This is a genomic window from Rathayibacter rubneri (assembly GCF_023743255.1).
Taxonomy (GTDB): Bacteria; Actinomycetota; Actinomycetes; order Actinomycetales; family Microbacteriaceae; genus Rathayibacter; species Rathayibacter rubneri.
Genome location: NZ_JAMRYM010000008.1, coordinates 1 through 21522, shown reverse-complemented (window position 1 = coordinate 21522; position 21522 = coordinate 1). Strand labels below are relative to the sequence as shown.

Sequence of the window (21522 nt, the reverse complement as noted above, 5' to 3'; positions counted from 1 at the left end):
GCGGCCTGCGCGGAGCGGTCGCCGGCACTCCCTGCTTCACTGCGCGTATGACGGAGACGGGAACGGCGGAAGCGGCACTGAGCGAGGTGCGGAGACTCGGCGACCGAGCAGCGGAACTGGCGCTCAGCGCGGCCCCGGTGCTCCTCGCCGCGGCGGAAGCGCTGCACGCGGGATACCGCGCGGCGCTGGCCAGCCCGGTGTCCTTCGCGCGGGGGCGGAGCCTCACGACGGCCGAGTCGCGCGATCTCGTCGACCGGTCCGCGCGAGCCGAGTTCGCGGTGGCGCTGCAGATCTCCGAGAGAGCCGTCACACGCGAGATCGAGTACGCGGCGCTGCTGGTCGACGAGCTGCCCCGCACCCGCGCCGCTCCGGCGGCAGCACTGATGCGGTGGGAGGCGGGCCAGGTGATCTGCGCGGTCGCTGCGTCCCTCCCGGCGCAGTCGCGCGCGGCCCTCGATGAGCGGGCTGTCGAGCTCGCCGTCGCGATGACGCCCACCCAGCTGCGGCGCGCCCTGGCACGGCTCCGGGACGAGCTGCACGAGCGGCCTCTCGCCGAGCGGCACGAGCGGGCTCGGGAGGGCCGCGCGGTCTGGCTCAGAGCCGATGCCGACGGGATGGCGACGCTCTGCGCGCACCTGCCCGCTCCGACCGCGGTCGGGGCGCTCGCGCGCCTCGACCGGATCGCCCGCGCCCTGCGCGACGCGTCCACCTCCGACGGAGGCGGTGACGGGCGCACTCTCGCTCAGCTCCGCGCCGACGCGCTCGGCGACCTCCTGTGCCTGGGCGACGTCCCCGGGACGGCGACCGATGCCGACGGTCGGGGGCCGACCGCCTTCGTCCCCGGCATCCGCGCGGAGGTGACGTTGCTGATGGCGGAGACCACCGCCTCCGGCGCCGACGACGGCCCCGTCGATCTCGACGGGTACGGCCTCGTGCCCGTCCAGGCAGCGGACGGACTCGTCGGGGCCGAGACGACCTTCACCCCGGTCCGCAGCGACGCGACGACCGGCGCGATCCTCTCAGTCGGGCGCACGCATCGAGTGCCGCCCCCGCGGATGCGCCTGCTGGTTCAGCTGCGGGACCGGACGTGCCGTTTCCCGGGTTGCACCCGACCGGCGTCGACCTCCGAGGCTGACCACACCGTCGAGTGGCGGAACGGCGGAGAGACGTCGCCGGGCAACCTCGCCTCGCTGTGCGTCGCCCACCACCACGTCCGCCACGGCGATCGCTGGACGTACGTGCTGCATCCGGACGGCGCGGCCGACTGGACCACGCCGACCGGACGACGCGTGACGACGCGTCCGCCGGCGCGCTTCGGGGGCCGACCCGGACCGCGTCCTCCGTCTGTCGACGTCCCCGCGCCGCTCTGAGATCGGGCGGCGGATCGACGCGCTCCACCGCCGCCTCCGCACACGTCGGGGAGTTCGCGGGCGCACGCCCGCGGCAGATTCTTCGTTCAACTCGGAGACGGCCGGCGGTGTCGTGAGCACGTCAGGAGGCGCGCTCGGGCTCAGCTCAGCGCGTCCTGCACCGGACGGAACTTGATCCGCGTCTCGGCCAGTTCGGCGTCGGGGTCGCGGTCGGCGACGATCCCGGCGCCGGCCCACGCCGTGAGGTCGCCGTCGTCGTCGATCTGGGCGCTGCGCAGGCCGACGGCCCACTCGCCGTCGCCGCGGCCGTCGATCCAACCCACCGGCCCGGCGTAGCGGCCGCGGTCGAAGGGCTCGAGCTCGTCGATCAGCTCCAGCGCCGAGGCGGTGGGCGTGCCGGCGACGGCTGCCGTCGGGTGCAGGGCGTCGACCAGGTCGAGCGCGGTCGAGGCATCGCCGAGTGTGCCGCGCACGTCGGTGGCGAGGTGCCACAGGTTCGGCAGCTTCAGCGTGAACGGCTCGCCGCTCGCGCTCAACGACGACGTGTGCGGCCGCAGCTCCTTCAGCAGGCTCGCGATCGCGAAGGCGTGCTCGGAGCGGTCCTTGGCGCTGTCGAGGAGGGTCTGCGCGATCGCCGCGTCGGACGCCGCGTCCGTCCCGCGCGCGCTCGTGCCGGCGAGGACCCGCGCGGTGATCGCTCCGTGGTCGACCCCCACGAGGGTCTCCGGGCTCGCGCCGACGAAGCCGTCGACGGCGAAGGTCCAGCAGTCGGGATACGTGGACGCGAAGTCCACCAGGATCCGCCGCAGGTCGGCACCGCGGGGGAGGTGCCCGCGGAGGTCGCGCGCCAGCACGACCTTCTCGAGCGCCCCGGCGCGGATGCTGCCGACCGCCGAGGCCACCGCCGAGCGGTAGCCGTCCGGCGTCATCGCGCCGGGAAGAAGGGAGAGGCGGTACTCGTCGCCGAACGGCTGCGCGGCGGGCCGGTCCGCTCCCAGTCCGCCGTCGGAGGAGATCGTGGTGACCCAGGAGCGGCCTCCGCGCGAGCCGACGACCGTCCGCGGCACGATCAGCACGCTGGTCGCCGACGAGCGGCTCGAGAACGCGAACGCGCCGAAGGCGACGAGCCCCGTTCCCGGCAGCCCGATCGGATCGTCGACCGTGGCGGAGGCGCAGAGCGTCCGCCACGCGTCGGCGGCCTCGCGCAGGCGGTCGGGCCCCGAGAACTCGAGCCGGAGCGCCTCGCCGAGACCGACGAGTCCGGAGCCGTTGCGCTGCCAGAGGAGGGGATGGCGGGGATCCGCGAGAGAGGGGAGCGCCGCGGGGGAGTCCAGCGGGGTCGTCCCGACGTGGAGAGGGGGAGCCCCGGCGCCGATGAGCGTCACGCCCTAAGGCTACGCCCGCCCCGCTGGGCCCTCCGCCGGATCGGGAGGGTGTGCAGGACCCCGCGGTCCGCGCCGGAGCAGCGGACGTCCCGCGCCCCGCGCCCTCCGGCCGGATCCGCGCCGGTACCGTGATGCGCGCCGGAGCCGCCCGCTAGGCGGAGCAGGGCGGTTCCGGCTCCTCGCACGTCCTCCCGGAAGGGCGCTCCGGAGGCGGATCCACAGCCGCCGTCCCGCCGCTCGCTCTAGACTCGATGATCGTGACTAAGGCTGACCTCACCAAGCGCCCCGACGAGGTCGCCGCCATGTTCGACACGGTGGCGCCCGCCTACGACCTGACCAACACCGTCCTGTCCGCGGGCAACGACCACCTCTGGCGCATCGCCACGACGCGTGCCGTGAACCCGGTGAAGGGCGAGCGGATCCTCGACGTCGCCGCGGGCACCGGCACCTCCTCCGCCTCCCTCGCGCGCTCCGGCGCCGAGGTGGTCGCCGCGGACTTCTCGCGCGGCATGATCTCGGTCGGCCGCCGCCGCCAGGCCGGCAACGAGCTGATCGAGTTCGTGCAGGCCGACGCGATGGACCTCCCCTTCGAGGACGAGTCCTTCGACGCCGTCACGATCTCGTTCGGACTGCGCAACGTCGCCGAGCCGCGCACGGCGCTCGCCGAGTTCTTCCGCGTGGTGAAGCCGGGCGGTCGCGTCGTGATCTGCGAGTTCTCGACTCCGCCCGTGAAGCCGCTCGCCGCGGCCTACGACCTCTACCTCTCGCGGGTGATGCCGGCGATCGTGCGCGTCGCCTCGTCGAACGACCCCGCCTACGACTACCTGGGCGACTCCATCCGCGCGTGGCCCGAGCAGAAGGTCGTCGCCTCGTGGCTCCGCGAGGCCGGTTTCGAGCGGGTCGCCTACAAGAACCTCACGTTCGGCATCGTGGCGCTGCACCGCGGCATCAAGCCGATCGTCGCGACCTCATGAGCACCGGAGCCGACCCGGGCCGAGACGTTAGGGTTTCAGTGTGAACGCCACTGCGCCCGTCGCCCGCCGCAGCCCGTCCCTGACGGCGCAGCTCGGCCTCTCCGAGCGCATCTTCTCGACCGCGTCGGACCGCTCGCTCGCCCGCGCGATCGACGAGGGCCTCGAGCTGGTCGAGTCGGGGCTGGTCCACCAGCTCTCCTTCGCCGACCAGGTCGCCGACGTCTCGACGCGCTACCTGCTCGAGGCGGGCGGCAAGCGCGTCCGCCCCATGCTCACGCTCCTCGCCGCGCAGCTGGGCCGCGGCAATACTCCGCAGGTGCTGCTGGGCGCCCAGGCGATCGAGATCACGCACCTCGCCTCGCTGTACCACGACGACGTCATGGACGAGGCGGAGAAGCGCCGCGGCGTCCCCTCCGCTCAGACCGTCTGGGGCAACAACGTCGCGATCCTCACCGGCGACCTGCTCTTCGCCCGCGCCAACCAGCTCATGATCGAGCTCGGCGACCGCGCGATCCGCCTCCAGGCCGACACCTTCGAGCGCCTCGTCCTCGGCCAGCTGCACGAGACCGTCGGCCCGACCGACGGCGAGGACCCGGTCGAGCACTACCTCGCGGTGCTCGCCGACAAGACGGGCTCGCTCATCGCGGCCGCCGGCCGCACCGGCGTCGTCTTCGCCGACGGCCCGGCCGAGTACGAGGAGGCGATGCGCGTCTTCGGCGAGAAGATCGGCGTCGCGTTCCAGATCGTCGACGACGTCATCGACCTCTCCCCGCAGCCGGAGGAGACCGGCAAGAACCCGGGCACCGACATCCGCGCCGGGGTCTCCACGCTGCCGATCCTGCGCCTGCGGGAGCGGGCGGAGTCCGACCGCGAGGCGGCCGTCCTGCTGGCCCGCATCGAGAGCTACGTCAGCCGCTCCCACGACGAGATCGCGCACACCGACGAGCAGCACGCCGACATCTCGGACGCCATCGCCCAGTTGCGCGACCACGACGTCACGGCGCAGACCCTCGCCGAGGCCCACCGCTGGGCGGACGAGGCCGTCGCCGCCCTCGCCCCGCTGCCCGACGGCTCGGTCCGCAAGGCGCTCACGCGCTTCGCGGACACCGTCGTCGACCGCAACGGCTGACCCCGATCGTCGCGGCGCTCCCTGCGCCGCAGGAAATGAGACCGGACGTGCGCCGCGGCGCCCCGGCAGGAGGAACGCAATGACCAAGCTCAGGCTGGCCATCGTCGGCGCGGGGCCCGCGGGCATCTACGCCGCCGACCTCATGATCAAGGCCGAGAAGAAGTACGACGTTTCGATCGACCTGTTCGAGCAGCTCCCGGCCCCGTACGGCCTGGTCCGCTACGGCGTCGCGCCCGACCACCCGCGCATCAAGGGCATCGTCAACGCCCTGCGCGAGGTCCTCGACCGCGGCGACATCCGCATCTTCGGCAACGTGCACTTCGGCACCGACCTCACTCTCGAGGACCTGAAGCGGCACTACCACGCGGTGATCTTCTCGACCGGGGCGATCCGCGACGCCCCGCTCGACGTCCCCGGCGTCGACCTCGAGGGCTCCTACGGCGCGGCCGACTTCGTCAGCTGGTTCGACGGCCACCCCGACGTGCCGCGCACCTGGCCGCTCGAGGCCTCCTCCGTCGCGGTGATCGGCAACGGCAACGTGGCGCTCGACGTCTCGCGGATGCTCGCCAAGCACGCCGACGACCTGCTGCCCACCGAGGTCCCGCCGAACGTCTACGAGGGCCTGAAGGCCTCGCCCGTCACCGACGTGCACGTCTTCGGCCGCCGCGGCCCAGCCCAGGTCAAGTTCACGCCGCTGGAGCTCCGCGAGCTCGGCGAGCTGCGCGATGTCGACATGATCGTGCACGACGAGGACTTCGTGCTCGACCCCGCCTCGCAGGCCGCGATCGAGACCAATAAGCAGGTCATGGTCATCAACCGCGTGCTGAACCAGTGGCGCACGCGCGAGACGGGCAGCGCCTCGCGCCGCCTCCACCTGCACTTCTGGGCCAAGCCGCTCGAGTTCGTCGACGACGGGCAGGGCCGCGTCGCCGCGATCCGCTACGAGCGCACTGAGCCGGACGGCGAGGGCGGCGTGCGCGGCACCGGCGAGATCCGCGAGGTCGCGGTGCAGGCCGTGTACCGCGCGGTCGGCTACTTCGGCTCCCCGCTCGACGGCCTCCCGTTCGACGAGATGCGCGGAGTGATCCCCAACCGCGAGGGCCAGGTCCTGGACGACGAGGACCAGCAGGTCCACGGCGTCTACGCCACCGGCTGGATCAAGCGCGGCCCGGTCGGCCTCATCGGCCACACCAAGTCCGACGCCATGGAGACGGTGGGCCACGTGCTGCGCGACCAGGCGTCGTGGTGGACCCCGGCGCACCCCGAGGAGTCGGCGATCGTGGGCCTCCTCGAGGAGCGCGGCGTCGCCTACACCGACCTCGAGGGCTGGCACCGCCTCGACGAGCACGAGCAGGCGCTCGGCGCTCCGGAGGGACGCGCCCGCGTCAAGGTCGTGCCCCGTGAGGACATGATCGCGATCTCCCGCGCCGAGACCGTCGCGGGCTGACCCCTCGCTCCCTCGAAGGCCCTCCGGTGCGCGCCGGGGGGCCTTCGTGCATGTCGGAGGGCTCCCGTACACTGCGGGCAGCCGCGAGGGCGGCGCGACGGACGGGGATGCGATGACCAGCACGACGACAGCGGGGCCGCACGACGTCATCCGGGTGCGCGGTGCCCGGCAGAACAACCTCCGGGGCGTCGACGTCGACATCCCCAAGCGCCGCATCACCGTGTTCACGGGGGTCTCGGGCTCGGGCAAGTCGTCGCTCGTCTTCGGCACGATCGCCGCGGAGTCGCAGCGGCTCATCAACGAGACCTACTCCGCCTTCGTGCAGCAGTTCATGGGGTCGCCCGCGCGGCCCGACGTCGAGTCGCTCGACGGGCTCTCGGCGACCATCGTGGTCGACCAGGAGCGGATGGGCGCCAACGGCCGCTCCACGGTCGGCACCGCGACCGACGCGTACACGATGCTGCGCATCCTCTTCAGCCGGATCGGCGACCCGCACGCCGGCACGAGCGGCGCGTTCTCGTTCAACCTGCCCGAGGGCATGTGCCCGCGCTGCGAGGGCACCGGCCGCGCCTCCGACATCGACCTCGACGCGCTCTTCGACCGCTCGAAGTCCCTCGAGGGCGGCGCGCTCGACGCGATCCCCAACTTCGTCGTGGGCGGCTGGTACTGGAAGGCCCTCGCCGAGTCGGGCCTGTACCCGGCCGACCGCCCGATCGCCGAGTTCACCCCGGAGCAGCTCGACGCGTTCCTCTACCGCCCCGCCACCAAGATGGCGATCGGGGGGATGAACCTCACCTACGAGGGCCTGGTCGTGAAGGTCACCCGGCTCTACCTGGCGAAGGAGTCGCCCCAGGCGCACATCCGCGCCTTCGCCGAGCGCGTGGCCACCTTCGCCGCCTGCCCCGAGTGCGGCGGGGCGCGGGTGACCCGCGCGGCGCTCGCCTCCCGCATCGCCGGCCGCAACATCGCCGAGTGCTCCTCGATGCAGGCAACCGACCTGGCCGAGTGGCTCCGCGGCGTCGACGACCGCTCCGTCGCCCCGATCGTCGAGACGCTGCTCGGCACCCTCGACTCGCTCGTGCAGGTCGGGCTCGGCTACCTCTCGCTCGATCGCGAGTCCGGCACCCTCTCGGGCGGCGAGGCTCAGCGCGTCAAGATGGTGCGGCACCTCGGCTCCAGCCTCACCGACATCACCTACGTCTTCGACGAGCCGACCGCCGGACTGCACCCGCACGACGTCTCGCGCATGATCGAGCTGCTGCGCCGCCTCCGCGACAAGGGCAACACGGTGCTCGTCGTCGAGCACAAGCCCGAGATCATCGTGATCGCCGACCACGTCGTCGACCTGGGGCCGCGGGCGGGAGCGCACGGCGGCGAGATCCGCTTCGAGGGGTCGGTCGAGGGCCTGCGCGGCTCCGACACCCTCACCGGGAGGCACCTCGATCACCGCGTGCCGCTGAAGGGCGACGTGCGCAGGCCCACCTCGTTCGCCGAGATCCGCGGGGCGGCCACGCACAACCTCCGCGGCGTCGACGTCGACGTTCCGCTCGGGGTGCTGACCGTCGTGACCGGCGTCGCCGGGTCGGGCAAGTCCTCCCTCATCCACGGCAGCCTCGCGAAGCGGCCCGGAGTGGTCGTGGCCGACCAGTCGCCGATCCGCGGTTCGCGCCGCAGCAACCCGGCGACCTACACCGGGGTCCTCGACGCCATCCGCGCGGCGTTCGCGAAGGCCAACGGAGTGAAGCCCGCGCTGTTCAGCGCCAACTCCGCCGGAGCGTGCCCCGTCTGCAAGGGGGCGGGGCTCATCTTCACCGAGCTCGGACCGGCCGCCACCGTCTCGTCGGTCTGCGAGGAGTGCGAGGGCCGGCGCTTCACCGCCGAGGTGCTCGAGTACCGTCTCCGGGGCCTGAACATCCACGAGGTGCTCTCGCTGCCGATCGTCGAGGCCGCCGAGTTCTTCGGCTCGGGTCCCGCGCACACGATCCTCGCCCGCCTGGTCGACGTGGGCCTGGGCTACCTGACCCTCGGCCAGCCGCTCAACACGCTCTCGGGCGGCGAGCGGCAGCGCCTCAAACTCGCGATCAACATGGCCTCGAAGGGCGCGGTGTACATCCTGGACGAGCCGACGACCGGCCTGCACCTCGCCGATGTCGACAACCTGCTGGGTCTGCTCGACCGGCTGGTCGACTCCGGCAGCTCGGTGATCGTGATCGAGCACCACCAGGCGCTGATGGCGCACGCCGACTGGATCATCGACGTGGGCCCCGGCGCCGGTCACGACGGCGGCTCGATCGTCTTCGAGGGCACGCCCCGCGATCTCGTCTCGGACGGCTCCACCCTCACCGCCCGCGCGCTGAAGGCGTACGCGTCCTGAGCGGGGGATGGCGGCCGGACGTCCTGGGCCCCGGTTTCGAGCAGCGCACACTGCCCCTCGGCGAGGACGACGAAGGGGAGGTCGTCGCGACCCTGGTGCGCCACCGGCCGGTCGCGCCGCGCTGGCCGGGTCCCGCCTCCGGAGTGGACGTGCTCTACGTGCACGGCTGGAGCGACTACTTCTTCCAGACCGAGCTCGCGGAGTTCTGGCACGGACTCGGCGCGCGCTTCTTCGCGCTCGACCTGCGCAAGTACGGCCGCAGCCTGCGGCCCCACCAGACGCCGGGCTTCACGACCGACCTCGCCGTCTACGACGAGGATCTCGCCGCCGCGCGGGCCGCGATGGCCGAGCACGGGCACCGCGACCGCCGGCTCGTGCTGATGGGGCACTCGACGGGCGGCCTGACGCTGAGCCTCTGGGCGGCCCGCCATCCCGACGAGCTGTCGGCGCTCGTCCTCAACAGCCCGTGGCTCGAGTTCCAGGCCCGCTCAATGGGCCGTCAGATGCTCGCGCCGTGGATGATGCTGCGCGCCCGCGTCGCTCCGCACGGCACTCTGCCCGCGATCGATCAGGGCTTCTACTCGCGCACCGTCTCGGCGACGCTCGAGGGCGAGTGGGAGTACGACCCCGCGTGGCGGCCCGAGCGGGGGTTCCCGGTGAGCCCGGCCTGGCTGGCGGCGGTGCTCGCGGGGCACCGCCGCGTCGAGCGCGGGCTGAACCTGCGGATGCCCGTGCTGACGATGCTCTCCTCCCGCAGCGTGCTGCTGCCGTGGTGGAGCGACGAGATGCGCTCGGCCGACGTGGCCCTCGACGTGCGGTCGATCGGCGAGCGCGCCGCGACGCTGGGATCCACCGTGACGATCGTCCGCCTCGACGGAGCCGTCCACGACGTCGTGCTCTCGGCGCCCCGGATCCGCGCCCGCGCCTACGCCGAGCTCGAGCGATGGGCGCGCGGCTACCTCGCTCCGGACCGCCCGGCCGACGGGAGGGGCACGTCGATCGCCGAGCGGCTCAGCGCGAGAACGGGCCGCGCAGCGCCGCCCACTGCAGGAGCATGATCGTCTTCGCGTCGACGATCTGGACCCCGATCTGGGCGAGGGCCTCGTCGAACGAGAGCTCCACGACCTCGGTGTCCTCGCCCTCGTCGGCGAGGCCGGCGAACGCGCCCTCCCGGGAGCCGGCCCGGTAGCGTCCCGCGTAGAAGTGCAGCATCTCGGTGATCGAGCCGGGGCTCATGTACGCGTCGAAGACGTGCTCGAGCCGGCCGACCTCGAGGCCGGTCTCCTCGGAGGCCTCCCGGCGGGCGCCCTCCTCGGGGCCCTCCTCGTCGAGCAGACCGGCGGGCACCTCGAGGAGCATGCCGTCGAGGTTCCCGTTGACGTAGGTCGGGTAGCGGAACTGCCGCACGAGCACCACGGTGCGCGCGTCGGCGTCGTAGAGCAGCACGGCGGCTCCGTTGCCGCGGTCGTACGTCTCGCGGTGCTCGGTCGTGACCCGGCCGTCGCGGTGCCGGTACTCGAACTCGGTGGTGCGCAGGACGTACCAGTGGCTCGAGAGCAGGGTCACCCGCTTCACGTCGACGTCGGGATTGCCGGTGAGGTCGTAGCCCTCCTGATCGAGGCCGGTGCGGCCCCGGTGGTCGGGCTCGTCGATCCCGGCGGTCATGCTCGTGCTCCTGCGGCGGACATCCCTCAGCGGAAGTTGACGAACTGGAGGTCGAGATCGAGGTCCGCGCCCTTGAGCAGCGCCATCGTGGCCTGCAGGTCGTCGCGGCTCTTCGACGAGACGCGCAGCTCGTCGCCCTGGATCTGCGACTTGACCGACTTGGGGGCCTCGTCGCGGATCAGCTTGTTGATCTTCTTCGCGTGCTCCTGGTCGATGCCGTCCTTGAGCGTCGACTCGATCCGGTACTCCTTGCCCGAGGGGAAGGGCTCGCCGGAGTCGAGGCTCTTGAGGCTGATGCCGCGCTTGATCAGCTTCGACTGGAAGACGTCGAGGATCGCGTTCGCGCGCTCCTCCGTGTTGGCCTTGATCAGGATCTTCTCGCCGCTCCACGCGATCGAGGCGCCCACGTTCTTGAAGTCGTAGCGCTGCTCGACCTCCTTGTGCGCCTGGTTGAGGGCGTTGTCCGCCTCCATCTTGTCGACCTTGCTGACGACGTCGAACGTTGAATCTGCCATGCCTGCGAGTTTAGCTTCCGGGCGTCCCGGGCTCCCGGGCGGTGCGGGGCGTCCACGGAGGCTGTGCTGGTACCACTGGAGGATGCGCCGTCTCCCCGCTCTGCTCCTGCTGCCGCTCGTCGGCGCGCTGCTCGCGGGCTGCAGCGCCGCCACCACGTCGACCATCGAGTACGAGGGCGGAGTCCTGACGGTCCCGCCGGCGGCGCCGGCCCCCGCGGCGGTCGATCCCGCGCTGCTCGAGGACGCGGACGCGACGGCCGCGACTCCCGTGCGCTTCCTGACCACCCGGGAGTGGCTGTCCGGCACCGCCGAGGGCAGCGGGATCCCGGAGCGCGCGCTGACCGCCTACGCGGGAGCCGCGCTGCTCACCTCCTCCGTCGATCCCGACTGCCGCCTCGACTGGGCGACGCTCGCCGGCATCGGGTACGTCGAGAGCAGGCACGGCACCATCTTCGGCAGCGCGCTCGGCGAGGACGGGCGCGCTGCCGAGCCGATCTACGGCCCGCGCCTGGACGGCACGGAGTTCGACCGGGTCGAGGACAACGATCGAGGGGCGCTGGACGGCGACCCGGAGGTCGACCGCGCGATGGGCCCGCTCCAGATCATCCCCGCGACGTGGATGCGCTGGGCCTCCAGCGGCTGGGATCCGCAGAACGTCGACCAGCAGGCGGTGACCGCCGCCCGCTACCTCTGCGAGGCGGGCGGCGACCTGTCGACGGAGTCGGGCTGGCGCGCGGCCATCGCCGCCTACAACCCCGCGACCAGCTACGCCGGCAAGGTGGCCGAGGCGGCGTCGCGCTACGCCGCGGCGGCCGAGTGACGCGTCCCCGCGCCGATTTCCGATCCGCCCGCCCCGCGGGTATCCTTTACCAGCGCCTTCGGTCGAGAGCACGACTCCCGGTCGGGTGCGCCACGGCGAGTTACCCTAGCGGCCAAAGGGATCTGACTGTAAATCAGACGGCGTAGCCTTCGGGGGTTCGAATCCCTCACTCGCCACACGCATCGCAGAACGCCCCGATCACCAGCAGGTGACCGGGGCGTTCCCGCGTCCGGGGGCGCCGTCTCCGGGGCCCGCGCTCTCAGCGCCGCAGGCGCAGCGTCACCAGCTGGAACGGCCGGAGCGACAGGGTCGCGCCGGATCCGGTGGCGGAGGAGACCGTCGCGTCGTCCTCGAGCGGGCGCTCGAGCAGGTCGGTCGCCACGACCGCCGAGACGGCGAAGTCGGCCGTCAGCTCGGTCGTCGAGCGCAGGCCCAGCGCCTCGTAGAGCCGCACGATCACGTCGCCGCTGCCGTCCTCGGCGAGCTTGACCGCCTCCATGACGGCCGCGGGGGAGGAGAGGGAGACGAGCGGAGCGAGCTCCTCCTCCGCCGTGCCCTCGATGCGGCGCTCGGGGAGGTTGATCCGGTAGCCGGCGGTCACCGCGTCCTGAGTGGTGGCCCCGACGACCAGGCCCACGCGCAGGCGGTGCTGCCCGCGGTCCTGCTGCGGGTCGGGGAACACGGCCGAGCGCAGCAGCGAGAGCCGCGCCACCGTGGTGCTGCCGCCGCCGCGGCGGGGCTGCCGGGTGACGTCGTAGCCGTAGGTCGAGTCGTTCGTGATCGCGACCCCGTACGCCCCTTCGCCGACGCGGATCCAGCGGTGCGCGCTGGTCTCGTAGCGGGCCGCGTCCCAGGACGTGTTCGCGTGCGTCGGCCGCTCGATGTGCCCGAACTGGATCTCGGAGGCGAACCGGTCGGCGTGCACATCGACCGGGAATGCGAGCTTGAGGAGCTTCTGGCTCTCCTGCCAGTCGATGTCGACCGTGAGCCCGAGCTCGGCCGATCCGGGCTCGAGGGTGATCGTCTCGACGAGGCGCGAGGAGGAGAAGGAGCGCTCGACGATCACCGAGACCCCGTCCTCGCCCAGGTGCACGGTGTCGGCGGCGACCAGGTCGGTGACATGGCGGCGGTAGTGGTGGTCGATGTCCCAGGCGTCCCACTTGTTCGGGGTGTCGCGGTGCAGCTGGAACACGCCGGCACGCTCGCCGGGCGGCACGGCGTCCCGGCCGGTCGCCAGGTCGACCAGCTCGGCCAGCAGGCCGTCGGAGTCGACGCGGACGCGGATCCGCTCGTTCTCGAGGACGAACCCGCCGGCCTGCTCCTGCACCCGGAGTCGCGAGGGCGCGACTGCGGAGGACGTCGCGCCGAGCGCGGCGACGCCGGCGCGTGCGTGCGGAGCGGCGTTGACGCGCAGCGCGTGCTCGCCCGTCCCCGCCAGCGCCCGCAGGGCCTCGGCGATCACGGCCTCCAGTCGCACGGCGATCGCCGCGTAGTTGCGCTCGGCGTCCTGGTGCACCCAGGCGATGGAGGAGCCGGGGAGGATGTCGTGGAACTGCTGCAGCAGCACGAGCTGCCAGAGCTCCCGCAGCTCCGCGGCCGGGTACTCGGCTCCGGTGCGCACGGTAGCGGTGCTCGCCCACAGCTCCGCCTCGCGGAGGAGGTGCTCGCTGCGGCGGTTGCCCTGTTTGGTGCGCAGCTGGCTCGTGTAGACGCCGCGGTGCGACTCCAGGTAGAGCTCGCCGCTCCAGACCTCGGGCCGCGGGTACTCGGCCTCCGCCGCCTCGAAGAACGCGCGGGGCGACGAGTGCTCGACTCGCGGCGAGCCCTCGAGGGAGGTCGTGCGCGCGATGGTCGCGACCATCTCGCGGGTCGGGCCGCCGCCTCCGTCGCCGTAGCCGTAGGGGAGGAGGGAGGCGGTGCTGCGGCCGTGGTCGGCGAAGTTGCGCTCCGCGTGGGCGAGGTCGGACGCGACGAGGTCGGAGTTGTACTTGTCGACCGGCGGGAAGTGGGTGAAGATCCGCGTGCCGTCGATGCCCTCCCAGTCGAAGGTGTGGTGCGGCATCGTGTTGGTCTCGTTCCACGAGATCTTCTGCGTGAGGAACCAGCGGGCTCCCGCGGCGCGGGCGATCTGCGGCAGGGCACCGGAGTAGCCGAACGAGTCGGGCAGCCAGACCTCCTCGCACTCCACGCCGAACTCCTCGAGGAAGAACCGCTTGCCGGCGACGAACTGGCGGGCCATAGCCTCGCCGCCCGGCAGATTGGTGTCGGACTCGACCCACATCCCGCCGACCGGCACGAACTGACCGGCCGCGACCTTCTCGCGGATCCGCTCGAACAGCTCCGGGTAGTGCTCCTTCATCCAGGCGAACTGCTGCGCGGACGAGCAGGCGAAGACGAAGTCGGGGTGCTCGTCCATCAGGGCGATGACGTTCGAGAAGGTGCGCGCGCACTTGCGGATCGTCTCGCGCACGGGCCAGAGCCAGGCGGAGTCGATGTGCGCGTGCCCGACGGCGTGCAGTCGGTGGGCGCTGGGGACGGCCGGGCTCGCGAGGACGCTCTCGAGGGCACGGCGCCCGGCGGCGGCGGTCCCGGAGACGTCGGACGGGTCGACCGCGTCGGTCACCGCCTCGAGTGCGACGAGCAGCTCGGCGCGGCGGGGCGAGCCGACCACCAGCTCGTCCACCAGTCCGCGCAGCACGCGCACGTCCTGCAGCAGCTCCCAGACGTCGACGTCGAGCAGCGCCACGTCGACGCGGCGCAGGACGTACTGCGGAGCGTCGCCCGCCGTCGCGAGGTCGCCCACCGTGGTCGGGCGGAAGCTCCAGTCGCTGCCGACGTCGGGGTTCGCCGCGGCCTCGATCAGCACGTCGACCCGGCCGTCCGAGTCGACCGCTCCGGCCGCCGTGTTGTTGAACGGCGAGATCGCCTTCACGATCACGCCGTCGGGCCGCCAGACGAGCGCCTCGGACTGGAAGCCCGACTGCCCGCCGTCGAAGCCGAGGTCCACGACCAGCTCGGGGCGCACACCCTCGGGCAGCGCGCCGTCGACGAGCCACTCGGCGGGAAGAGAGCCCGACACCTTGAGCCACAGCGTCGACCAGGGGCGACCCCAGGCGGTCCCGGCCGAGAACGGCGCGTACTCGGCCGAGGCGGCCTCGGCGAAAGGCACCGGCTCGTCCGGCACCTGCCAGGCGAGGAGGTCCAGCGGAGCGGTGGCGCGGTGGACGGCGGGGAGCAGGCGCTCGCGGACGAAGCGGTCGACGCGCTCTTCGACGAGCAGGCGGCGGTCGTGCATGAGGGGGTTCCTTCCGGAGGGGGCGGCGGTCGGGCGCGGGTTCAGCCCTTGACGGCGCCGGCCAGCGCCGAGGCGCCGCCGAGACCGCGCTGGACGAGCACGTAGAGCGCCAGGACCGGCAGCGAGTAGACGAGGGAGTAGGCGGCGAGCTGGCCGTAGGCGACCGCTCCGTTCGCGCCGAAGAAGTTGAAGATGCTGACCGCGGCCGGCTGCTTGCCGGGGCTGAGCAGCAGCACGAAGGGGACGAAGAAGTTCCCCCACGCCTGGACGAACGTGAAGATGAAGACCACCGCGATCCCGGGGCGCATCAGCGGGATGACGATGCGCACGAGCGTGGTCATCGACGAGGCGCCGTCCATCCAGGCGGCCTCCTCGAGGCTGATCGGCACCGAGTCCATGAAGTTCTTCAGCATCCAGATCGCGATCGGCAGCGACGAGGCGGTGAGGAAGAGCACCGTGCCCATCAGCGAGTCGATCAGGTTGAGCTGCAAGAACAGGCTGTAGACGGGCACCATCATCGCGGTGATCGGGAGGCAGGTGCCGAAGAGGATCCCGTAGAGGAACGGCTTCGTGATCCGCATCCGGTACCGCGAGAGCGGGTAGGCCGCGAGCAGTCCGAGCACGACCGTGAGCAGCGCCGCGCCGCCCGAGAGCAGCACGCTGTTGCCCAGCGGCCCGAAGGTCAGCTCGGGTGTCAGGACGCTCCGGAAGTTCTCGAGGGTGAGGACCGTGGGCAGCCGGACCGAGAGGGTCGGAGCGGCGTCGATGGAGGCGAGCACGAGCCACAGCAGCGGCAGGGCGAAGCACGCGCCGATGACGAGCAGCACGGTGTTCGAGAGCGTGCGCATCACGCGATGCGAGGGGGCGGACATCGAGATCGACATGGTCAGTCCACTTCCGAGCGCAGCGCGCGCACGTAGAACACGGAGAAGATGCCGCCGACGAGCAGCATGATGGTGGCGATCGCGGTGCCGAAGCCGATCTGGCCGAACTTGAACGCCTCCTGGTAGGCGAGCAGCGGAAGGGTCGTCGCCGAGGTGCCGGGTCCACCGCCCGTCATGACGTAGACGAGAGTGAAGACCGAGAGGGTCTGGAGGGTCGTGATCATGGCGTTCGTCGCGATGGTGCGGCGGATCATCGGGATGGTGACGAACAGCAGTCGCTTCACTCCGCTGGCGCCGTCCATCTCGGCCGCCTCGGTGATCTCCGGCGGCACGTCGGCGAGGGCGGCGGAGTAGACGAGCATCGAGAACGCGGTGCCGCGCCAGATGTTCGCCACGATCACCGTGACCATCGGGAACACGTAGAGCCAGCTCGGGCCACTGATCCCGAGCAGGGCCAGGATCGAGTTGGCCGTGCCCTCGTCGCGGAAGAACGCGTAGGAGGCGAAGGCCGCCACGATCTCGGGCAGCACCCACGCGGTCACGACGATCGTGCCGACGATGCTGCGGACGATCGGGCCGGAGGCGCGCATCAGCAGGGCGAGGCCCAGGCCGAGCACGTTCTGCCCGATCACGGCCGAGCCGAGCACGAACACGACCGTGAGGATCACGGCGTTGGGGAAGTCCGGGTCCTGGAAGAGGGCGACGTAGTTGTCGAAGCCGACGAACGAGTTCGCCGCGGCGGTGCTCCCCGAGAGCGAGGAGTCGGTGAAGGATCCCCAGAACGAGACGAGGATCGGCCCGAGCAGGAAGATCGCGAGGATCACCGTGGCGGGCCCCAGGGGCAGGGTGCGCAGGAGCGAGCGGCGGCGGTGCAGGGCCGCCGACCCCGCCCCCTCGCCGGTCGGCGGCCGGGAGCGGGTGGGCTCCTGGCCGTCGACCGGTCGCGCGGGTGCGCGGAGGGAGTGGGTCACGCTACTCGGCTTCCGTCACGCCGTCGGCCCCGACGATGCCCTCGACGGCCTCGTCGTAGGCGGCGGCGGCCTCGTCGACGCTCTGCTGCCCGGTCATCACGGACTCCATCGCGACGGTGATCGCGTTCGAGATCTGGCCGTAGTCCTCGGTCGCCGGACGGAAGTGCGTGTTCGGCACGAGGCTCGAGAAGAACTCGAACGACGGGTTGGCGGCGGTGTACTCCGGGTCCTCTGCCACATCGGCGCGGACCGCGATCTGCGAGTTCGAGATCGCGTACGACTGCGAGTTGTCCTTATTCAGCGCGGTGGTGAGGAAGTCGAACGCGAGGTCGGGCGCCTTCGTGTTCGCGCCGATCGCGAGCGTCCAGCCGCCGGACATGCTGGTCGAGCCGGGGGCGTCGCCGAACTGCGTCGGCATCGGCGCCAGGGCGAGCGTCGAGTCCCACTCGGGCCAGGGGCTCGAGCCGCCCTCGATCCAGGCGCCGGACTGCCAGGAGCCGTCGAGGGCGATGGCGAGGGTGCTGGAGGGCAGCCACTCCGCGGTCACGTTGGTGAAGATGTTGGGGTCGAGCGCCTGCTGCGGGGTCGGGCCGAGGCCGTCCTGGTAGACGTCGCTGATGAAGGAGAGGGAGTCGCGGAAGCCCTGGCTGCCCGTGATCCACTTCTTGGTGTCGGCGTCGTAGAGGGTGTCCTCGGTGCCGTAGAGCAGCATCTCGAGGCCCTGCATCGAGGCGGCCTCGCCGGCGGCCTTGCCGGAGTAGACGTTGAGTGGGATCACGTCGGGCAGCTCGGCCTTGATCGTCGCGGCGGTGTCGAGCACGTCCTGCCAGGTCGCGGGCGCCCACGGCGTCGCGATGCCGGCCTGCTGGAAGAGCTCGGTGTTGTACCAGAGGCCGCGGGTGTCGGTGCCGAGCGAGACCCCGTAGGTCTTGCCGTCCGGGCCCAGCCCGGCCTGCTTGGCTCCGTCGGCGAACTGCGACCAGTCCTCCCACTCGGCGAGGCGGTCGTCCAGAGGCAGGAGGTAGCCGGCCGCGGCGTCGGACTGGATCTTGAAGGTGTCCTCGTACTGCACGTCGGGCGCGGTGGCCGCCGACTTGTTCATCAGTGCGAGCTTCGTGTAGTAGTCGGGACCCTCGCCCTGGATCGGGACCAGCTCGATCGTGACGCCCTCGTGGGCGGCTTCGTACTGCTCCTTCGCGGTCTCCATCAGCGTCTGCATCTGGGCGAAGGTGGCGGTGGTCTGGTAGGCCACCTTGATCGACTTCAACTCCTCGCCTCCGGCGGAGGGGGTCGACGCCGAGCAGGCCGTGAGGCCCATCACGACGGTGAGTGCAGCGGCGGCGACCGCGACTCGACGGGACATGAAAGCTCCTTTGCTTCGGGGTCGCGACTGCGACCGGACGACCCCCGCCCCCGAGGGAGGGGCGAGGGTCGGAGCGTCCGCGCACGCGGGTCCGCTCCGGGGCCGAGCGAGTTGTCCCACCGGCCTCCGGGCTATTTATAAATCGTCTTGAATAACTCTGTCAAGAGCGACCGGCAGGTCCAGAGCCGGGCGATGATGACGATCAGGTCTCGATGAGGAGCGACGCCGTCGCGGGCGTCAGCGCGCGGTCGAGGACCACGCAGGCGGCGCCGATCGCCGCGATGTCCTCGCCCAGCCGGGAGCTGCGCAGCTCGACGCGGTGGGTCAGCATCGAGGCGGGGTCCTCGGCGAGGGCGGTGGCGACGACGGGCAGGACGGCGCCGGCCGCCCGCTCCCAGAAGGGCCCGCCGAAGATCACGTGATCGAGGTCGAGCAGCCCCGCGACGTTGAGCACGCCGCGCGCGATCCGCTGCGCCGCGACACGGACGATGGCGACGGCGTCCTCGTCCGCGGCGTCCGCACGCTCGAGCAGGCGGCTGAACCCGGCGTCGACGGAGCTCGGATCGAGTCCGTCGCGCGGAGCGGGCAGGATGCCGCGCTCGACGGCCTCGGCGACGAGCGCGCTCGGGGCGATGGAGTCGCCCAGGCAGCCGCGCCGCCCGCACCGGCACAGCGGTCCGTCCGGGTCCACGATCAGGTGCCCGATGTCGCCCGCGTTGCTGCTGGCGCCGCGCACGATGGCGCCGTGCACGACCAGGCCCGCTCCGACTCCGGTGCCGTAGTAGAAGAGCAGGCCGTTCGCGCCAACGTCCTGGGTCGAGATCCAGGTCTCGGCCACCATCGCGGCCGTCACGTCCTTCTCGACGTGCACGGGGAGGCCCGTCGAGGCCGACAGCGACTCGCCCAGCGGCACGTCGTGCCACTCCTCGAGCAGCGGCGGGTCGAAGATCCGGCCCTGCTCGGCGTCGAGCGGGCCGGGGAAGGCGATGCCGACTCCCAGGACCCGCTCCCGGTCGACGCCCGAGGTCTCGATGATGGCCGCGACCGAGGCGCTCAGGCGCGCGATGGTCTCCTCGGGGCGGATGCCGCGCGGGGTCCGCGTGCGGGCGTGGGCGACGGTGCGGCCCTCGAGGTCGAGCACCACACAGGTGGTGACGGTGGGGTCGATGTGCAGCCCGATCGCGAAGCGCGCATCGGGTTCGAGCTGGAGGATCGTGCGCGGCTTGCCCGGGCCGGATCCGGATTTGCCGGCCTCCCGCACGAGTCCGTCCTGCAGGAGCCGCCGGGCGACGTTCGAGAGCGTCTGCGCCGAGAGCCCGGTCTGCGCGGCGAGCTCGATCCGGCTGATGCCGGCGGGCGCGCGGCGGATGAGTTCGAGGACGAGCGCCTGGTTGTAGCCGCCGAGCGCCGGGAGGTTCGTGCCCCGCTTCATCGCTGCTCGCGGGCCAGGAACCCGGCCAGCGACAGCGGAGGGCGCCCGGTGAGGCGCTCCACGTCGTCCGAGACGTGCTCGAGCTGCCCGGCGGCGATCGCGGTGTAGGTGCTCACCCAGGCGTCGAGCTGCCAGTCGGGGGCGTTCCAGCGCTGCCGGGAGGCATAGGCCTCCTCGAGCGTCTCGTCGACGAACACGGCGGGGCGGCCGGCGGCGGTCAGGGTGGTGGCGACCTCGTCGAGGGTGAGCGCCTCGGGCCCGGTGAGCTCGTAGAGCGCGTCGCGGTGCTCGTCGGGGGAGCGGAGGATCGCCGTGGCCGTGCGCGCCACGTCCTCGCGGGCGACGACCGCCGCCCGTCCTGTGCCGGCGGGCCCGCGGATCGCGCCGTCCTCGCCGAGCATGTCCGGCAGGAAGTCGAGGTAGAGGTTGTCGCGCAGGAAGGTCCAGCCCATGCCGGAGTCTCGGAGCGCGTCCTCCGTCGCGGCGTGATCCCGCGCGAGGGTGAACACGGCGTCGTGCGCCGCTCCGGCGAACGACGTGTAGACCACGTGCTCGACGCCCGCCTCCGCGGCGGCGGCGACGAGCGAGCGGTGCTCCGCGAGGCGGTGCTCGTTCTCGGACGCCGAGACCATCAGCAGCAGGCGGACGCCCTCGAGCGAGGCGCCGGGCTCGGCGAAGGTCGAGCGCACGACCTCCGCTCCGGGGAGCTCCGGGGCTCGGGAGGGATCGCGGACCAGCAGTCGGAGGGGGAGGCCGGCGTCGGCGAGCTCGCGTGCGACGCGCCCGCCCACGGCTCCGGTGGCTCCAGTGATCGCGATCGGGATGCTCATGCCTCCATGATGGCGCGGTCCCTAGGCTGGGACCATGAGCGCCCACGCCTCCCTCCTCGCCATCGCCCGCTCGATCGCTGTCGAGGCGGCGCACCTGGCCCGCCAGCGGCGGGAGGACGGCGTCGAGATCGCCGCGTCGAAGTCGTCGCCCGAGGACGTGGTCACGGCCGCCGACCGCGAGGTCGAGCAGTTGATCCGGCGCCGGCTCGCCGAGGCGCGGCCCGACGACGGCTTCCTGGGGGAGGAGTCGGGCGGCGGCGGCGGCACGAGCGGACTCACCTGGGTCGTCGATCCGATCGACGGAACGGTCAACTACCTTTACGGCATCCCCTCGTACGCGGTGAGCATCGCGGTGGTCGAGGGGGAGCCCGACCCGCGGACCTGGAGGGCGCTCGCCGGCGCTGTCGTGAACGGCGCGACCGGCGAGGTCTTCACGGCCGCCCTCGGCGAGGGCGCTCACCGCGACGGAGCGCCGCTGCGGGCGACGCCGCCCGCCTCGCTGTCGCTGGCGCTGGTCGGCACGGGCTTCGGCTACGACTCCGCGCGCCGGATGCGCCAGGGCGCGGTCGTGCAGGAGCTGCTCGGCGAGGTGCGCGACATCCGGCGCATCGGCTCCGCGGCGCTCGATCTCTGCGCCGTCGCCTCGGGGCAGCTGAACGCCTACTACGAGCGCGGACTGAACCCGTGGGACCAGGCGGCGGGCGTCCTGATCGCCCAGGAGGCGGGCGTACGTGTCGCCGGCTTCGACGGCCGGCCGGCGAGCTCCGACCTGCTGATCGCGGCTCCCGTCCCCCTTTTCGACGAGCTGGAGCAGCTGCTGCGCCGACTGCGCGCCGACGCCGTGTGAGCGCTCTCCCGGGGGTGCTCCGGCGCAGGGTCGGTGCATGCGTGCGAATGGTCGCGCAACGGAGCGATGCTGCGACCGCCGGATCACGCTCGGATCGTGCCTGGGCACCCGCCCCTCTGGTCGAATTCCGCGGTCCGTGGCATCCTTTATGAATTCGTGACATTCGCACAGGATGCGGTCACGGAGACCCGAGCAGTGCCCCGGCCCCTGACGGAGCGCCC

At 72.2% G+C, this 21522-nt stretch carries 17 protein-coding genes and 1 tRNA gene; 9 read left to right on the top strand and 9 right to left on the bottom strand.

What is annotated here, in order from left to right:
- Positions 1–47: 47 nt before the first annotated feature.
- Positions 48–1370, top strand: coding sequence for an HNH endonuclease signature motif containing protein (locus NB037_RS04030; protein WP_251943928.1), 1323 nt, complete (start codon positions 48–50; stop codon positions 1368–1370).
- Between the two features lie 140 nt (positions 1371–1510).
- Here NB037_RS04030 and NB037_RS04025 read toward each other — a convergent pair whose 3' ends face one another.
- Positions 1511–2755, bottom strand: coding sequence for an isochorismate synthase (locus NB037_RS04025; RefSeq protein ID WP_372490693.1), 1245 nt, complete (start codon positions 2753–2755; stop codon positions 1511–1513).
- A gap of 257 nt (positions 2756–3012) precedes the next feature.
- Here NB037_RS04025 and ubiE point away from each other — a divergent pair, with 257 nt between their 5' ends.
- The 5 genes from ubiE to NB037_RS04000 all read left to right on the top strand — a co-directional run bounded on the left by ubiE (position 3013) and on the right by NB037_RS04000 (position 9737).
- Entirely contained in the window at positions 3013–3729 is a 717-nt protein-coding gene (gene ubiE, locus NB037_RS04020; RefSeq protein WP_251943926.1) for a bifunctional demethylmenaquinone methyltransferase/2-methoxy-6-polyprenyl-1,4-benzoquinol methylase UbiE, read from the top strand.
- 40 nt (positions 3730–3769) lie between these two features.
- Positions 3770–4858, top strand: coding sequence for a polyprenyl synthetase family protein (locus NB037_RS04015; protein WP_251943925.1), 1089 nt, complete (start codon positions 3770–3772; stop codon positions 4856–4858).
- Between the two features lie 79 nt (positions 4859–4937).
- Positions 4938–6305 (top strand): FAD-dependent oxidoreductase, encoded by a 1368-nt coding sequence (locus tag NB037_RS04010; protein ID WP_251943922.1) that lies wholly within the window; start codon positions 4938–4940, stop codon positions 6303–6305.
- Between the two features lie 112 nt (positions 6306–6417).
- Positions 6418–8679, top strand: coding sequence for an ATP-binding cassette domain-containing protein (locus tag NB037_RS04005; protein WP_251943920.1), 2262 nt, complete (start codon positions 6418–6420; stop codon positions 8677–8679).
- A gap of 95 nt (positions 8680–8774) precedes the next feature.
- The gene (locus NB037_RS04000; protein WP_251943918.1) at positions 8775–9737 is read left to right on the top strand and encodes an alpha/beta hydrolase; all 963 of its coding nucleotides are present in this window, start codon (positions 8775–8777) and stop codon (positions 9735–9737) included.
- Here NB037_RS04000 and NB037_RS03995 read toward each other — a convergent pair.
- Positions 9691–10344: an NUDIX domain-containing protein gene (locus tag NB037_RS03995; RefSeq protein WP_251943917.1), complete on the bottom strand. Its 654-nt coding sequence runs from the start codon at positions 10342–10344 to the stop codon at positions 9691–9693. The two genes, NB037_RS04000 and NB037_RS03995, sit on opposite strands and share 47 nt — an antisense overlap.
- Before the next feature lie 26 nt (positions 10345–10370).
- Entirely contained in the window at positions 10371–10859 is a 489-nt protein-coding gene (locus NB037_RS03990) for a YajQ family cyclic di-GMP-binding protein (protein WP_207405424.1), read from the bottom strand.
- A gap of 82 nt (positions 10860–10941) precedes the next feature.
- On the opposite strand from NB037_RS03990, the gene NB037_RS03985 reads away from it, so the two are divergent.
- Together NB037_RS03985 and NB037_RS03980 are read left to right on the top strand one after the other, a co-directional pair.
- Positions 10942–11679 (top strand): lysozyme family protein, encoded by a 738-nt coding sequence (locus NB037_RS03985; RefSeq protein ID WP_251943915.1) that lies wholly within the window; start codon positions 10942–10944, stop codon positions 11677–11679.
- Between the two features lie 94 nt (positions 11680–11773).
- Positions 11774–11855: transfer RNA gene (locus NB037_RS03980), tRNA-Tyr, on the top strand.
- A gap of 83 nt (positions 11856–11938) precedes the next feature.
- Here NB037_RS03980 and NB037_RS03975 read toward each other — a convergent pair.
- From NB037_RS03975 to NB037_RS03950, 6 genes are all read right to left on the bottom strand, one after another.
- On the bottom strand, positions 11939–14974 hold the full coding sequence (locus NB037_RS03975; protein WP_251943913.1) for an alpha-mannosidase: 3036 nt from the start codon (positions 14972–14974) through the stop codon (positions 11939–11941).
- Between the two features lie 41 nt (positions 14975–15015).
- On the bottom strand, positions 15016–15846 hold the full coding sequence (locus NB037_RS03970) for a carbohydrate ABC transporter permease (RefSeq protein WP_308202045.1): 831 nt from the start codon (positions 15844–15846) through the stop codon (positions 15016–15018).
- 14 nt (positions 15847–15860) lie between these two features.
- The gene (locus tag NB037_RS03965; protein ID WP_372490692.1) at positions 15861–16829 is read right to left on the bottom strand and encodes a carbohydrate ABC transporter permease; all 969 of its coding nucleotides are present in this window, start codon (positions 16827–16829) and stop codon (positions 15861–15863) included.
- Between the two features lies 1 nt (position 16830).
- Entirely contained in the window at positions 16831–18192 is a 1362-nt protein-coding gene (locus NB037_RS03960) for an extracellular solute-binding protein (RefSeq protein WP_251943909.1), read from the bottom strand.
- A gap of 202 nt (positions 18193–18394) precedes the next feature.
- Entirely contained in the window at positions 18395–19624 is a 1230-nt protein-coding gene (locus NB037_RS03955; RefSeq protein ID WP_251943906.1) for an ROK family transcriptional regulator, read from the bottom strand.
- Positions 19621–20454 (bottom strand): SDR family oxidoreductase, encoded by an 834-nt coding sequence (locus NB037_RS03950; protein ID WP_251943903.1) that lies wholly within the window; start codon positions 20452–20454, stop codon positions 19621–19623. The genes NB037_RS03955 and NB037_RS03950 overlap by 4 nt, the downstream gene beginning before the upstream one ends.
- A gap of 34 nt (positions 20455–20488) precedes the next feature.
- On the opposite strand from NB037_RS03950, the gene NB037_RS03945 reads away from it, so the two are divergent.
- Positions 20489–21301: an inositol monophosphatase family protein gene (locus NB037_RS03945; RefSeq protein ID WP_251943900.1), complete on the top strand. Its 813-nt coding sequence runs from the start codon at positions 20489–20491 to the stop codon at positions 21299–21301.
- Positions 21302–21522 lie beyond the last annotated feature (221 nt).